11 protein-coding genes are annotated in these 16,413 nt (G+C 55.2%); 2 read left to right on the forward strand and 9 right to left on the reverse strand.

Features of this window, described 5'->3' with window-relative positions:
* A complete protein-coding gene (locus tag MY069_RS02190) occupies positions 1–4,743 on the reverse strand; it encodes a cytochrome P450 (RefSeq protein WP_482795442.1) in 4,743 nt (1,580 codons plus the stop codon).
* A 61-nt stretch (positions 4,744–4,804) separates the two neighbouring features.
* The gene (locus tag MY069_RS02195; RefSeq protein WP_482795443.1) at positions 4,805–6,679 is read right to left on the reverse strand and encodes an adenylate/guanylate cyclase domain-containing protein; all 1,875 of its coding nucleotides are present in this window, start codon (positions 6,677–6,679) and stop codon (positions 4,805–4,807) included.
* A gap of 72 nt (positions 6,680–6,751) precedes the next feature.
* Between MY069_RS02195 and MY069_RS02200 the strand changes: the two genes are divergently transcribed.
* A complete protein-coding gene (locus tag MY069_RS02200) occupies positions 6,752–7,900 on the forward strand; it encodes an epoxide hydrolase family protein (protein ID WP_482795444.1) in 1,149 nt (382 codons plus the stop codon).
* A 94-nt stretch (positions 7,901–7,994) separates the two neighbouring features.
* The gene (locus MY069_RS02205; protein WP_482795445.1) at positions 7,995–8,672 is read left to right on the forward strand and encodes a Crp/Fnr family transcriptional regulator; all 678 of its coding nucleotides are present in this window, start codon (positions 7,995–7,997) and stop codon (positions 8,670–8,672) included.
* A 23-nt stretch (positions 8,673–8,695) separates the two neighbouring features.
* Here MY069_RS02205 and MY069_RS02210 read toward each other — a convergent pair whose 3' ends face one another.
* The 7 genes from MY069_RS02210 to MY069_RS02240 all read right to left on the reverse strand — a co-directional run bounded on the left by MY069_RS02210 (position 8,696) and on the right by MY069_RS02240 (position 16,261).
* Positions 8,696–9,787 carry a hypothetical protein gene (locus MY069_RS02210; RefSeq protein WP_482795446.1) on the reverse strand — a complete coding sequence of 364 codons (1,092 nt, stop codon included), beginning with the start codon at positions 9,785–9,787 and terminating at the stop codon, positions 8,696–8,698.
* Positions 9,788–9,793: 6 nt separating this feature from the next.
* A complete protein-coding gene (locus tag MY069_RS02215; RefSeq protein WP_482795447.1) occupies positions 9,794–10,240 on the reverse strand; it encodes a hypothetical protein in 447 nt (148 codons plus the stop codon).
* A gap of 44 nt (positions 10,241–10,284) precedes the next feature.
* Positions 10,285–11,238: a C1 family peptidase gene (locus tag MY069_RS02220; RefSeq protein WP_482795448.1), complete on the reverse strand. Its 954-nt coding sequence runs from the start codon at positions 11,236–11,238 to the stop codon at positions 10,285–10,287.
* Between the two features lie 69 nt (positions 11,239–11,307).
* On the reverse strand, positions 11,308–12,882 hold the full coding sequence (locus MY069_RS02225) for a serine/threonine-protein kinase (protein WP_482795449.1): 1,575 nt from the start codon (positions 12,880–12,882) through the stop codon (positions 11,308–11,310).
* A 12-nt stretch (positions 12,883–12,894) separates the two neighbouring features.
* Positions 12,895–14,046 carry an FHA domain-containing protein gene (locus MY069_RS02230; protein ID WP_482795450.1) on the reverse strand — a complete coding sequence of 384 codons (1,152 nt, stop codon included), beginning with the start codon at positions 14,044–14,046 and terminating at the stop codon, positions 12,895–12,897.
* A 4-nt stretch (positions 14,047–14,050) separates the two neighbouring features.
* On the reverse strand, positions 14,051–15,706 hold the full coding sequence (locus tag MY069_RS02235) for a zinc ribbon domain-containing protein (protein ID WP_482795451.1): 1,656 nt from the start codon (positions 15,704–15,706) through the stop codon (positions 14,051–14,053).
* Positions 15,707–15,709: 3 nt separating this feature from the next.
* Positions 15,710–16,261: a hypothetical protein gene (locus tag MY069_RS02240; RefSeq protein ID WP_482795452.1), complete on the reverse strand. Its 552-nt coding sequence runs from the start codon at positions 16,259–16,261 to the stop codon at positions 15,710–15,712.
* Between the last annotated feature and the right edge of the window lie 152 nt (positions 16,262–16,413).

Here is a 16,413-nt window from a genome sequence, read left to right on the forward strand (position 1 = left end):
TCAAGAAGGGTCCATCTTACTTAGGAACCGCAGGGCTGCGCGGCTCGGCACGAAGAAATATCCGCCATTCATCACCGACACAAATGACGGCAAGTCGCGCAATTGGATCGCTCCGAACTCTGTGGGGATTGTGAACGTCCCAACCTCATCCGCCGCGCTAGTCGCGGAGACAATCGGATCGCGCTCGTCCTCTAAACCATGGAAAATGCGGGCTGACATCCACGTTTGTTGCACGAACTCAAATTGCCGTTCCAGATCCGTGTTGAAACACATGAATACCAGACCATCAGCAACATTGTCTGGATCTGCCGGGTCATCATTCGGCGTCGCTCGCGCTGGATCCGAGACATAGGTCCGGCCGCGTCGTAACAATCGGTGCCGGTTGGAAATCTCAACTTGATACTCGCTTTTCGGGGACAGACTGTCGCGCGGATTGGCCCGCCGAATGTGCGCGCCATAAGGGCATTTCATACCTTGCGGATCTTCCGTCCCAAAGAGGAAATCATTATCAGGTTGCGCATCCTCCTTACTCGTTCCTGCGGGATCCACGAGCAAAGACACGCCATTCTTTTGCCGCCCCACCATTTTCGCGGCGAGCCATTCCGATGAGATCGACAAGCCCGGATAATCGGCTTTGAAGCGTTCTGCTTTCGCCTTCAAATAGGCGTCCATTTCTTTGGAATATTGCCGCAGCTGGCGCATCACCAAAAAGGATCCGTTTCGCCCGAAATCGAGGAGCTGGCCCGCGCCACTGTGATTGAAATCTGGAAAACGGTTCGGCGTATTCTGTGGGCGCTTCTCGAGATCGCCCATGTTCGCCGGCGATTGCACGATAACCGGCGAGTGCGGGAAATCACCCCGATTGTCTGGATAGCCAAGAATGAACTCGCCCGGTTTGACGAGATGCAAATCATTCGTCTCGCGGCGGGCGCGCTTCGTACCCTCAATAACCGGCTGAGAAATCCCATCGCGGAACCCAAATGGTTCGCGGAACTTGTTCAGGTCCTCGGGGATGTCTTGCATCACAATGCTCGGGCCAATTTCAAACCCGAATTGCGTATTCAGCTTACTTTTCTCAGCTTTGACCGTCTGCTCAAGCGCTTTACGCTCCTTGCCATAATAGATCAGGATCGCATGCGCAGGCTTTTCAGAGACTTGCCAGTCCGGCGTATCAGGATCGGTCGATCGCCACCGCCAATTTTCGGGATGACTATCCCCGCGATCGCCAAGAATACGTGATCGCGCCTCATTGGCCATGCCGCTGACAAACGCCTCGGGGAATGAGGCGAGCGTGTTGCTCTCATGCCCTTGAGACGTGTAGCGCTGTTCTTCCAGCCCCATACGCTTCAGCCCTTCCGCCGACAGCGCCAAAGTCATCACCGTCTTCTCGGCTGGGTCTTCACCGAAAGAGACCGGCACCAACCCATTCTGCGTATCGCCGCCTGACACTTCGTTCAGCCAAGACATCCAGGATGTGCTGTCATCGTCTGGCAAACGAATGGGGAGCAGTTCGGCAGAGGGGTATTTTGCAAGCCCCTTCAATATCAAGGATTGGATCTCAGAATATTCGAGCGTCTCAGCCGGCCGTGGACGCGAGCCGAATAGGTCCACCCAAGCCTTTGCTTGCGCTTCCGTGCTAGCCTTGGCGAGCCCTTCGCAGATCAGCGAATTATTGCGGATCTGATCGGTGGAAAGATCTGGAAACCGGCTAAACCAGAACCGTGTGCGCCTTTGTTGCCGCCGGACCCAGCGTTTGAACCGCGCCCCGTCACCGGCGCCTTTATAAAACAGCCACTCAACTTCTGGGAAGCCGACCCCATTGCCCCAAACCGCTGTCTGACCCCATTGCGCTTTGGTGATAAAGTCTTCGAGATAGCTCTCCCAGCTGCCATCATAGCTGGCACTAAAGATCAGCTTGTCGGTGCCGGGCATGCGGAACCAGCGGGCAAAATGGATCGTGCCCATATCGATGATCAACCCAGGACGATAAAGATAAGTCACCAATTTCTCGACCCAGAAGAAGCCGAACCCAAGCGTCAACCGGCGCAGCCATCGCGGATCGGTTTTCAATTCCGTCACCGCGACAATGTGGTTTTGCACAAAACCGTCTGGGTTTTCGAGTTCGGTAACCTCGCGCACATGTTCCAAGTCTGGATCGATGTCTCGCCCTTTATCCGCTGTCTCGCTGCGCCTCAGCAAAACCGCTGCATAGGCAAGCCAAGCTGCTAAGAAAGCGGCCACAACGATCACCCCGATAAGGATGGGCCCAGCAATTCCGCCGAACAGCGCCATCATGCTCTCAGCTTTACCGAGCCAGCTTAGACTTCCCCAATCGACCGCGCCGAACTTTGTTGCGCCCCCGATCACAATGGCCGAGAGGGCCAAGAACGACGTCAGGAGCGCGAATTTGTGCTGCGCGAGAAATTTCCAATAGCGCTTATGCTCATGCCCCGGCAGTGTTTTGGCCCCGCGCGAAAGCGAGATCGCGCCGAGCCATGTGGCTATGAGTGAGAATCCGATTGAACCGAGGATCAGGCTCCCACCCGACCCGGTGCCGAGGCTCTTGCTGAATATCTGGGTCAGCATGGGCATCAAGCCAAGCACGGCACCGACGCCAAGCAAGATCACGCCCATCCCGATCACATCTCGGTCCGTCGCTAGAGACCCCCAAAGCGTCGAGAACGCGCTATCGTCTTGGCGATTGATTGCCAAAACGGAATTGCTGGGACGCACCAAATCTGCGCGATGAGTGCCATCTCGGTTGAGCGCTTCCCGCACATAGGCCAAGGCTTCAGATCCCGCCGGATTGCGATGAGCATTGGGTTCAAGAAACGCGTCCAGGTGTTCGCGCGCTTTCGAAACGATCGCTTTGTCTCGTTCAATCGCGCGGACGGTCAAATCTGGCGTGCCATAGAATTCGAGACCTGACGCTTTCTTATCGCCCAGAGGAAAAGGCGATGCGTCAATTTTGGTGATGCTACGCTTCAATAAGGAGGCCCGCACGCCATCATATTCGTGCGGCAGGCCTGCGCGCTTCAGCACGGTCTCTAAGTGCTCGCCGCAAGCATCGACAAAGGCATCAACGCCGAGTTCGACATCGCCATCCACACTGATCTCGATCAGCAAGATGTCCTGATGCGCCTTGCGGGTGTCATCTCTTGGCGTGCCAGGAATGGTAGAGACATGCGTGAAATGAATGATCTCCGTGGCGCGTAGAGCCGCCTCTAGGTCGGGATTTGCAGGATTTCCAAACCCGTCCAACGCCCGATCAATATCGTCGATGCGATTGGGATCAGGCGCGCCCGGCAGTGGGATGGTGATGGTTACAATTGAATGCTGTTGCCGTGTGTGCTTAGGCTCAAACGTCACGAAAAGGTTTTGCGGAAACGCGCCGATGTTCCGCATCTTACCGCGTTTGCCATGAGCCCGCTTTAACCGCTCCTGTTTGAGTAGTGGCTTGAAGCTTTGGGTCAGCATCGTCTTGGCGATCTCTTCCCCGATGCAATAGTGCAGAATGCCAAACCCGCCGAATTGTAGGTCGACCTCTTTTGAGAATTCCGGGGTATGTCTGGATGGGTCGAAACGGCCGGGGTTCTTGAGCCCCTTGGCTCGACCATCAAACATAGCAGACGCCGCCGCCGCCATGACCACCTCGCCCTTTTTGATCCGCGTTTTTCGTTTTCCTAACAGCGTCCAGCGCTCAAGCACCACATCTTCGCTCGCATAGCGCGGCAGGCCTGGATTGATTGGCGGGCGGAACCGCATAGCCTCCAGCAGGCATTGGGCGAGCTGTTCATCATTGTTCGATTTGGCCGCACGCTGCGCCAGCTTCAACGCGGTTTGGTTGGTTAGCAAGACTTCAAGAATATTACCACCAGCGGCCGCCCCCGTTGGCACCCATCCCGTCGCCAACACCACCATTATCGAACGAATTTCTTCTTTGGTCGGGCGCTGCAGAGCCGGGTCTTGGTTCGATTCCTGTTGAAGTTTGACCAAGCGCCACATCAGCGTATCTGGCCAGTCTCCACGATGGCCGTGCTGGGCGAGATAGACAGAAAGTGTGCGATCAAACGCGGCATCGATGATGTCAGTGACATTCTTCGCACCTTTCAGCGCCGTCCGCCACATTTGCGCATCGCCAAATGGGTCAGAGAACAAGACCGCACTCATCGACATCATCCACTGAGCGAACTCATCTGGATGATTGATGGTCAGGCCAAAATAGTCCGCGCAGGTTTCGACAGACACACGGGTCTGAAGATCCTTGATCGCATCAATCTCGCCTGAACTGTATTCGACCAAAGCTTCTGCAATGCGTTTGGCGTTTGGTTTGATTGTCTCTTCAATGTCGTTCGGATGAATGATCGCCCGCATCGTGTTCAGAAAGAAGCGGTAGTCCGGGCCGTCCCGCATCCCGAGCGCGGCTTCAACATTGCCGCCCAGCAGCGCCCGCATCTCCCGCCCATAAGGTGTTTCGAAAACCTCGATATCCTTGAAATGTTTGCCGCTATTGTCGCGGATTTCGCGGACATGCTGATAGCGAAACGCCCAATACATGCCCGTGAAAGGGATTTTGCCGATCGGATAGAAACGCCGAAAAAAGGCGTGCACACGCCGACTTTGCGTCAGTCGCGACGCCATTCGCAACCAGAAACCGCTTTCTTTGCCGAGGCTAAACGGACTCGTGTCCGGTTTGATCTCCGCAATATTTTCCTCGACCTTTTTGTACCACTTAGTGCCCATCTTCGCCCTCACCCGATCTCGATCCATGCCCTCCGCTGGTGCGATGCTAGCACCACACCTGTCATCGCGAAGTGATGCGCGTCACATTCGAGCCTGTAGAGTTCGGTCGGATTTCGCCAATTAAACCAGCGCTCTGAGCCTCGAGCCGGGCCGCTTCAAAGCTCTCATAAAAATAGTCGATCTCGGGATCAGTTTTGAACGGCAACCAAGCGATGGTGTGTCGGCTAAAGGACGGGGACGTTTTCAGAAGCGTTGCGCACGCATGCGCGGCGGCGCGTAGCTCTCCGCTGCGGACAAGGCTGGTCACTTCGCATAAATGGGCGAGCCAGAAATTTGGTTTCAGACTCGACGAACGCCGCGCATATTTTAGGCTTTCTTCCCAATTGCCAAGTTGGCAATGGGTCTGAGCAACCTGGGCCAAAATATTGAAAACATAATAGTCTTGCGGATTGAACCGTAACGAAGTTTCGAACGGCGCCAGCGCTTCTTCTGGCTTGCCGGTATAAAGCTTACACGTCCCTACCTCCGCATATGCATGTGCATAACTCGGATTAAGCTCAATCGCCCGCTCGCAATGGGTCAAAGCCCGATCAAAGTTGCGCAACAGGATTTCAGCGAGCGCTGCCGCCAGGTGTCCGCGACTATCAAACTCATCGGCCGCAATCGCGCGGTGCGCCAGACGCAAATTATTGGCAATGATGTCCCGCGACTTTTGCGCTTTCCAGGCATCTAAATGGTGCCAAAACGCTCGTTGTATCAGAGCTTCCGCATTGTCGGGTTCGAGTCTCAAGGCTTCGTCTAATAGGCGTTTCCCTTCCGCCGCATCATCGCCGCCAAGGCGATTGAAATGCCAGCGAGCGCGCCAAACTAAATCATGTACACTCGCCTGGCTGCGCCTTTTCCCGCGCGCTTTCACCGCTTCAGCGCCTTCCAAGCGCGTGGTCAGCGTGCCGACGATTTCCGCGATTTGGTCATCCAATCGATCAAGGAGTTCCGGCGTCTTAAGCGCGTATTTCTCATTCCAGAGGATCCGGTTCGTGCTAGCGTCAATCAGCTGAATGGTTTGACGGACGGTTTGATCAAACCCCCGCAGGCTTCCCGAGACAAGATATCGGACCCCAAGCAGATCGGCGACCCGGCGGGGGTCTTGCTCTTTCGCCGCGACTGCAAAACTCGACGCTTTGCTGATCACCGGGAAATGTCGGACGTGCGAGAGCGACGTGATCAAATCTTCGCACATCCCATCCGCCAAATAAGAGAGTTCGGGTTCCGATGAGTTTACTTCAAACGGAAGGACTGCAATCGCGGATCGATCGGCAAAGGGTCCGCTTGGATGACCATTCAGTGCAGCCGGATTGAAATCGAGCGGATTGGTGCTGGGCCGTGTGGTAACAATTTCGAACGCCCGGACATCATGGCTGATATTTTTCAAAAGCAGGTCACCCAGCGCGCTCAATGGTTGTTCAATTGGGGACTGCAATCGTTCCAGGATTTGATCTGTGAAAACCACAGCACCAGGCGAGCAAGCCTCTTGCAGACGCGCCGCAACATTGACGGTATCGCCATATAATTGATCGTCATTTCTGACATAACCGCCATATGCGATGCCGATCCGCATCCACGCTTGGCGCTGATCTGCCAGGTTTTCGTTGCGCTTCCGCAGCTCTGATTGCAAATCGAGGGCAAACTCGACAGCCCGATCAGGCTGTTCAAAAGACAGCATGAATCCATCACCAGCCATATTGAATAAGTGCCCGTCATGCGCCTTAGAAAGCGCCGTGATCGTGTCTCGACAATAGATAACCGTTTCAACGCCAAATGCCTCATCGGCGGCGATCAGAAGACTTGAATCAACAATGTCGGCACAGAGGATTGCGGATTGATCTGTTTTTCTCATCGGTTCACGCGCCGCAATTGTACGATCATGCTCAGACATTGATCTATTCTGCGAAACCTCCAAAACTAGACTTGGCTCTAGACTTATTGCCCAAAAACAAGGCGCTGGCACGTGATAAACCACATTCGACCCAAACCCATCATCACCTGCGACAGTGAATTGAGCAAGCTGTATAAACGACTAGGCGATACCCGATTCCCGAGTGGAGAGACCGCCCAAGGGTGGGACCAAGGCCCGCCATTAGAATGGATGCAGAGGCTTCACGATTATTGGCTCAACCAATATGACTGGCGCCGGACTGAAGAGGCGTTGAAGCAAGCGGGTAGTTTTGCCGCGACGATCGGCGATGAGGAAGTCCACTTCCTGCATATCCGTGCGCCCGAGAAAGCCAGACGCGCGATCATTATGACCCATGGCTGGCCAGGATCGATCTTGGAATTTTTGGACACTGCGGAGCGTCTATCAAACCCCTGCCAATACGGGCGAAGCCGGGATGAAGCGTTCGACGTTGTTATCCCAGCGCCGCCAGGCTTTGGATTTTCGTCTGCGCCAAAAACGGATTGGAGCATTCAACAAACCGCAAAAGCATGGGCCGCCCTGATGGAGGCTTTGGGATATAGCGAATACTATGCGCAAGGCGGCGACTGGGGCTCCGCCATTACGATCGCCCTGGCGCAACAAGATCCGGATCATTGCAAGGCCATCCACTTGAACGCTTTGTGGATTGATCCGGTCAATTTTGTGCCAGGTGAACTTACCGAAGCTGAGATCAGTGACCTCACAAAGCTGCAAAACTTCACGTCGACCCAAACGAGTTACGCCCAATTGCAAACCCATAAGCCGCAGAAGATAGGGTATGCGCTCGCAGACTCCCCCATCGCCCTTGCTGCGTGGATTATGGACATTTATTGGACCGGTGTCGCCCATGATGGCGCGCTTGAGGCCCAGGTCCCCTTCGACAAATTGATTGATGCAGTGATGATGTATTGGATCCCCAATGCTGGCGCCTCTTCTGCGCGGTTTTACTGGAAAAACTATACGCCGTTGGATTATTCAATCGTGGAAACGCCTGCCGGCTTCAGCCGGTTTCCAGGTGAAATCCTTTCGGTCTCACGTCGGCTGACGGAGAAACGGCTGACCAATCTGATCTATTGGAACGAGCCCCAAGATGGCGGACATTTCGCCGCCTTAGAACAACCAGCTCTCTTCGCCGAAGAAGTGTTCGAGTTCGCGCGTGTCACTGAACAATCCCAATCATGACCGGCGATTATTGCGTGCTGAGCCAGAAAATCGCTTTGAATACTGCAACATAGCGAATAAGACTTGAAGTCTGCGATGGGATGCCGATGAGCAAATGGATCAGGTGCTAGAACTCAAACAACATTGGGCAGCCTTTATCGGCGGCACGGAAGCGAGTCCTTTATTTGATGATATTGCCCAAGCGAGCCGCGCCATTCATCTCCAACCGGGCGATTATCTGGTCAGCCAAGGCGATACCTCGCAAACGGTGTTCTTATTGGTTGATGGTGGGCTAAAAGCGGTTCGCTACTCCCAAAATGGGCATGAAATTTGGTTGTCTTCTTTTGCTCCCCACGCCCTGATCGGCGAGATGTCCGGCCTAACCGGCACGCCGCGCTCTTCGACGGTTATTTGCGTGCAACCATCCACCGTTCTGGCGGTTGAGTTTGCTGATTTTGAGCAAGCTGTACTTTCTAATCCGGCATTTGGGTTGAAACTTTCGCGTCTATTGGCCGAACGGGTTCGCAATACGTCAACGCATCTTGAAGAGCTCGCGACGCTTCAAACTTCTGCGCGTTTACACTCGGAACTCTACCGGCTCGGCGTACAGGATAGTCAGGATGATGAGCGGGCAACGATTACCAGCCCGCCGAGCGTGTCTGAATTGGCTGTCCGAATACACGCGGCCCGTGAATCGACCTCCAGGGCGCTGTCTTTGTTGCAAAAACGGGGCTTTCTGAAGCGACATGGGGATGGCGCTTTGGATGTTATCTCGCCAAAGAGCCTCGACTAGCGTGGCTCCCAAGCGGTCGCCGCTTATCCCCCCGCATCAATCGTCAACAGCGGAGACGCGCCATCACTCGCGGCTGATTGCAAAGCAAGCAGGAACAGCAAGAGATTGAATGTAGTTTTTGACTCCAGGTCATCATCACTGATCCAGAACCAGTGATCGCGATAGAACACTTTTACGGCCGCATCCGCTGGCGGCGCGATCCCGGAGTCGACGCGAAACAATTCGCTGGTAAAGCTCAACCAATCTGGCGTCTCTGGGCTCGTAACGCGGCTGGCTGTGGTCAATCCGCCGCTTTTATGCGCGCTCGGTACTTCGACCACATGTGAAAGCGCATATCGCGCGCCAAGCACAGTTCGGGTCTGCGCGAACAACTCCTCCTGATCTAACCCGCCGCCTTTTGCGACAAGTTGGTAGCGCATCTCACAATCCCGGCTGCCAAGTAGCGTCTGCAGCCGGGCGCAGGCGGGCGTATCGATCGCATTGATGTGCAACACGGTTTCGACTGGCTCATCCTCGCTGCCCGGAAGGCGCTCAACATGTACTTTTTCGGTTCGCTGCAGGTCACGCATGAGGCGCGTGGCTTCACGGAAGCGGGCATTATTGGGGATCGTATCCGGGGTTGGGCCAGAGGCGCTTGGCGCGTTTGACAATTGCCCCAACCGTTCCATGCAGCAGGCCATTAAACGCTCTATGCTCCACCCAGAGTTCGCCAAAAGCACAATCGTTTCAGGCGTTATCGGTGCCAGCATGTCCTGCGCAAATTGGCTACCATCGAGCGGCTTATACACAATCGTTGGCGTCTCACTGGTTCCAATGCCGGGAACGAGGAGGCCTGTCCCTCTGGTCGCGTTCTGAAACGGCAGAAACGCTTCGGCGGAGAGGGTTGCGCCATATTGATGCTGCGTGGTGACACCATCAATATCCATAAACACAATCGCGTCGCGATATTTCAATCGGACCAAATTGAGCAAGAGTTGCTCGCTTTTGGTTTGCGCAATCGCTTCATTATAGGCGTAGCCCGATGGACTAACCGTCGCCGCACCGCGCGGCGCGACGCAGGCCGTCAAAATCGACTGTCCGATCAATACCGCCAGTAGTGCAATAATGCGGTCCATAATCCCCTACCCCACGAATCCGTCGCCCACACCAAAGTCGCGGCGAGCGGCTACAATTGACACCATCACACCGGCGAGAACGTCCAGCACGCACATCATGGTGATGAAGAAGAACACCGACGTGGAAAAATTCCCCACCGCCAGAAACAGGATCAAGCTCACGACCATGATGCCGATCGAGGTGGCATGATTGGCGATTGCGGTTGATTTGGTGCTGGTTGATTTCACGATTTCAATCGACAGCGTCACCAGACCAATCAGCATAATGAAATCACCGAGACGGAACTGCCACTTAATGCCAGAGATCATCGGCATATTGAACAGAGCGGCGTCGAGCTTGCCGACAATGTTCGGCACACCCGCCGCATCGGACCCAGACGAAAAGAGCGCAATCAGCAGATAGATAACCACTGGGATCGCCATGAATGGCGTAATCGTAAGCCAACGGTTCATGAGAGAAATCCTTTCCTTGGGCGTTTGGGTAAATCGGCGGGTGCCTATTTGCCCCGCAAGCGGCTGCGGAAATCTCTTTTGGAGGTCTCCAGGTCTGATGACATTCGAGAGCGGATATCAGACCGAAGCTGATCCAAATTTCCCGCTTCAGGTTCTGACACAGATGCGGATACTGAAACTCCAAGACCCTCGGCAGCGCTGCTCATAGACGGGCCTGTTACCGTCAGTGAATTGGCCTGTGCGATCGCGCCGATCGTCCAATATTGAGTCGGCATTCCCCAAACATCCATGGTCTCAAATGGAATCCGGCAATAACCGTTTTCGCCAAATGCCGTGCCAAAGCTGTTTCGCACCAAATAAGTTCGATCTGTTAGATCATATCCGACCATAAGCATGGCATGCGCCGTTGGCACCGGCGGCACTTGAACCTGATCGGGTTTAGGCATCACTCCTGTTTCATTCGCAATCGCGTAGTATTGGATTGGGGCCATCATCGCGAACACAATCGGTAAGCCTTCCGCAAGCACCGTGAGCGCTTGTTGTCCATGCGATGTACGCGCAAATTGAACGGCCTGGTTGAATGAGGCATTGACGTAACAAGCTTGGCTTGGTTTGGCGTTGACCATGGATTTTTGGAATGGCCAAAACTTGGCTTCGCAACATCCATGGGCAAGCAAGGCCGCCATAGCATGATGCACGAACGTCCCCTTATCCTGGTTTTGCATATTTCCGACGACCCGAGAATTGTAATATACAAACAAGCGGGACATATCCGTCAGCGGTTGACCCGCTTTGATTTGGTGCATTTCAAGCGCGCTCACCACAGCGTTGGCAACGCAAGAGTTCGTATTTTCTTGGTTTTCTACGGGCGAACAAAATTGTCGAAGGTCAACCCGTTCCGGCAAGTTGCCTGCCTGCCCTTCAACAATTGGCATAGCTGGCTGGTTTGGATCTACCAAACAGCCGCCGAGCGAGAAACCAGCTAAGGGATCAGACATTTGAGAATTCCTTTTCTAGAACGCTGGCAAGGCAGCAAGTGAAGACGAACGGAAGAGGATTGCAGATCATCATGATGGGCACGGCGCGCCTGGTTGGTGATTGATGTGCAATTGCCCCTGGTCGGCGATAAAGGAGCCGCTGGGATCAAATGTCTGATAGTTGAGATGACATTCACCATCCCACACAAACCGGCCATTCATCGTCAGCCCGAGTTGCGGCGCCGTCACCGTATAAGTCGCGCTGGTTCCCGACATTTGACCGCGCATGGTCGAGTTGAAACCGTCCGACGAAACTCCGGACCCAGATATCACGCCTGAGCGACTAACGGTGACGTTGCTGTATCCGCCAAGCTCATGCAGCCACCGGCCGTTCAGTGCTTCGTAGGGATGCGGGGGTGGCGGAGGCGGAGGCGGTGGTGGTGACGGAATGATCGTTTCCGGTTCTTCGAACGGACGGGGGCCTTCAGAGCCTGGCCCAATCAACACCTCACCGCGGCATTCTCTATAGTCGTATCCGGACAATCCTTCGCAAGGGTCATCGCTAGGGTCGGGCAACATTGCATCAATGATCAGTAAGCCAATGATCGCCGCCGCTGCGATGCCGCCCCATTTTGTATATTTGGGATCCCAGTCGAAATTGAAATCGAACATATCATTCGATTGCGGGATGTTGACCGCATCGACGATCGCTTTTCGATAGGCCGTTGCAGACTGGGTGCGGGTGGCCGGGCGATTGGACAACCCTTTTTCGATCAACTCATCGATCCCTGTAGGCACATCAGCGCGCCCACCGGAAGGCGGCTGCCAATGGCCTTGGGGCAAGACGCCGACCAAAAGCTCGTAGAAAATCACCGAGGAGGAGTAGATATCAGCGGGCGGCCCCGCACTGTCAGCATTTGTGATCTGTTCGGGTGCCATGTAGCGCGGCGTGCCTAAACCTGTTCCCGTTCCACTTTCCAGCGCTGCGCCTGTCGCCCGCGCAATCCCGAAATCGAGAATCTTCAGCGGCGCCGCCTCTTCATTAGGATCGGAAACGAGCACGATATTCTCGGGCTTCAGATCTCTATGGATCACCCCGGCGGCATGGGCGGCTTTGAGGCCATCCATGATCTCCGCCATGATCCGGGCCGCAACCCGAAGCGGAATGTCTTCCCCATTCTGAACTTGCTCTCTGTGCCACGCCCGTAGGGATTGGCCTTCAAGATACTCCATCGAGACAAAAGGCTGGCCATCGGATTGGCCAACATCATAGACTGCAACGATATTGGAATGACGAATGTCTCGCGCGGTGACGCCTTCAGCGATCAGTTTTTCAATCGCATTCGTCCCAGTCAGCCGTTCGGGTCGGATGAGTTTCAAGGCAACCGTCTGCTGGGTCAGCTTATCCGCTGCCTTATAAACGACGCCCATTCCGCCGCGACCGATGACGGCTTGAATTTCATACCGGTCAGCGAACACAGTGCCGGGTTCGAGGACGACAAAATTGCTGTCTTTGCGCACGATCGTGTGGTCGAACGTCTCGAGCCCACCCAAAGTCCGCATGGCCTCGAAGTCAGGTTCGGCGGCCTGCAAATCATGTCCGCATTCCGGGCAAAATCGAGCATCGGCTTCGACTGCGGTTTGACATTTCGGGCAACTGGCCATGGCTAAATCTCCTTACGCAGTCTTCGGTTGGCGGGTGACGGCCACCGTCCGAACCGCGCCATGTTCGCTTTGAAAATCCAGTTTTAGGGCAAGCAGATCAGGGTGCTTCACGAGCGGCGAAATGCGGTCGCCATCATTGAGGCTTACGGTTTTTCCGCGCCCATACGCATCGCCATTCACACGAACGCCGGCTTCGCTTTCGACCCGCAACATGAGGCGGTCGCATTCGATATAGAGTTCAAAATGACGTCTCGAGATCAGGCGGCTCAGGTCTTCGTCGACCTTGCCGTCGGTGTCTTGAACAAGCAGGCGCGCATCATTCGGGCCGTCGCCAGCCTTTGCGCGCGAACGGCCAAAAGCGAGCATTCCATCTGCGTTTAAAAGCGGGCCGTCATGCGGCGCGCTTTGGGTATCAAAACCGCGCCATTGAAACTGAGTGGATTTCGGCACCCACAGGTTTTTGCTTATGCCGCGAAGCCCGCGACTGCGTTCCTCGAGCTCAGCGCGAACCATTGCGAGGGTGATCGCCTCTTTTGCGGTCGAGGCCTCATTTTGGTTTTTGTCCTGGCCAGAAATGTAAACGACATTGCCGTGCCCTGCCGACTCTTTGCCCAGATTGACAACCGGCCCATTGCCAGACTTGTCTTCTTCGATGTTGAGCCGGAGCGTGGCTTCAAAGGCAAACCGCTCCTCTCGCCAGCGCCAGCGGCTCGAAAGCGCGACGAGCACTTTAATACTATGCGCGCCTGCCCGGTCAAACTTGTCGGCAATGATCGATACAGGACTCACTTCGCCAGCCGCAAGGCGCTCCCAACCCAGGGATTGCTCGCGCCATTCACCGCCGGCCTCGAGCGTCCAAACATTTGTGACAAAGATCGGCCGACCGACCACAGATAGGTTGGCAATTGACAGCGGCAGCGATACAGCCCCGCCGACCCGCGCAGCGACCATGGCCCCGGCATCCACCTGTAAATGAGGACTCACACAGACAGTGCAGAGACCATGGTCGTCCAGCAAACCACCACATTCTTCGGCGGCCATGCACCGTATGAGGGGCTTGCCGCAATCCTCGCAATACGTTGCGTCATCTTCTATGGCAGACGTATAGCAACACACTTTTTGTGTGCGAGGAGGAACAATGGCGTGGGTCAATGGCTCGCTCATGCGATCAAGTTCTCATCCGGTGGCCGCAACCGGTGCAGAACTTTGCTTTGGCCGGCAGCGTGCGTCCGCATTTCGGGCAATCCACCGTTGTCGGCGCCGCATCAGCTTCATCGCCTCCGCCAGATTTGCCGCCCGCGCCATGGGCCACGCCGCTCGCGCCTGACATCCCTGCTTTTAGAATGTTCAATTCATGCGCTCGGCTGGCTTCGCGTTCTTCCGCCGCGCCTTTGATGAGATCTTTCATCGCATCCATTTGCGTCTGGTTGGAGTTGGCTTTGGCCTGTTCTTTGAGGACATCGGCGACGTCAGTGGAAAGCCCTGCATTGATCGCGAGGATTTGCTCAGGCGTCATTTTCGCGCCGGCTTGAAGCTGCGCGATCCGACTGTCCGTTTCCGCCTTTTGAACGTTGATGTCTCTTTGGGTCTTCGCATCAGCGGATTTGATATCGCGATCAGCGTCGCGGTCTTTGCCGGTATGCTCAATATCTTGGATGGTCTTAAGCCGTTCTGCTGCGTCGCGCCCAGCGATCCGCGCCAGCTCCATCTCCAGGCGTTGCTCACGGTCTTTGATTTCAAGATCGGTGAATTTCCCGACCTTTTTCATCTCTGCCGTATGCTTGGCATCAAGCATTTCGATTTCACGCTCGACTTTACGGAGCGTTGCATTCTCTTTTGTGAGATCGGTCAGATGCGTCGCTTCATCGAGCCGGCTCTGCATCTTGAACGCAGTCTCGGTGCGGAGGATTTCGATCTCATGCGCCAAAGCCTGCATCTCTTGGCGGCGCGTCGCATCTTCGCGGGCATCCAAGAAGCTGACTTCGCTGTTTAGCACCATGTGCGCGAGCTCATCCTCGGAAGCGGTCTCAAGTTTTGCGAGATCGACATTCGTGGTCAGCTGAAACTCTGTCGCTTCGGATTGGCGCGCGACTTCGCGTTTGAGGAGCTCAAGCTGATAATCGAGCGCCTCTTGTTGCCGCGCGATGTTTGCGCGCTCGAGCGCCTCTTGCTCCGCCGCATTCATCGCCCATTCGACCGACGCAGCTCTGACAATCAACCCGATATCGCCGCAGATCCGTTCGGCTTCCAGCATCATGTCCGCTTGGATCTTATCCTGCAGCCCGGTTTCGCCTCGAATCTCGGTCGCATCCATGCGGCCAATAACGGCTTCGATCACACGGTCTGCAAAATGCGGCGCGATGCGATCGACAATATCGATCCGCGAAAGCGCGCGGCGGCCCGTTGGCGGACCATCGCTCGCGGCCGCATGGGTTTGCTGACGCGAGACGCCGCCCATTAGGCCCAGAATGTTTGACGGCTTATCCGGGTTGAGCTGTAATTCCAGCGTCGCGACGCCAGAAATTTCAACATTGTCTTTCGACAAAGCCGAGACCGGGATCTGCGCCGGAAACGGTTTGAGATCTGCCAGCATGATTGCGACATGCGTCGAGCCGCCGATCACTCTTTTCATGGCGGTTGCGATACCGCCCACGGAGAAATGAGCCCCTTTGAAGGAGTCGATCAGCTCGCCATTTTTGAACAAGAGCGCAGCAAGATCTGGCGGCGCGGCAAATCGCTTTTCAAAGAACGACTTAAGCTCTTCTTCGCGAACAAATTCCGCCAACAAGTTTGGATCTGAAAGAACAAGAGGTTGTGAGGCCATGGATCAGCCCTCCTTCCATTGACGGTCGGTGACGAACCGAAAGACGTGAAAACCGATCACCAAAGCGGCGACTGAAAATGAAATCGGATGATTTTGGACAACGGTCGCAATTCGTTCGATGGTCGAATACTCTTCCATCAACTGACCCATTCGAGAGACCTGCCAGATCGCTCCGAAGATCATGGTCGCCAGGGTGAAGAGTGACATAAAGAAACTCAACAACCCGGCGAGCCGTTGCGACACGGTCCGTTGCGTGCGCCCCCCACGGGCAGCGGCCATAGCGGCCGCGCGCTCTTCTTCCTCAAGTGCCTTTTCAAAAGCTTCGCCGCGCTTTTCAGCTTGGTCGCGCGCTTTCTTATCGACGGACAAAAAATCGGGCGCGGCGTTGTCATTCGCCTGCGCCGCATTTACCGGCGTGAGATTAGAAGCATGCCTGCGCCACCAGACGAAAATGGTCACCGCAATCCAGATCGCAACGCTGACCATCGTGGTGTTCAGAAGCAATTCGACCAGCGGCCACGCCTCTGGAGGAATTTGATTAAGCGCCTCGTCCATTCCAATCCCCTCGAGAATATTTGTGTCTATTGTTGAAGGCGCGGAAATCGCGGGAAACGGGTCAGCTCGGGATCAGAAAATTTTCCAGAACTCGCAAACGAGGCCTTGTCGAGCCCGCTAGAATTCGACACTATTGGCGCGTGTGGGGTTAT

The organism is Hyphomonas sp. ske169 (assembly GCF_056850855.1).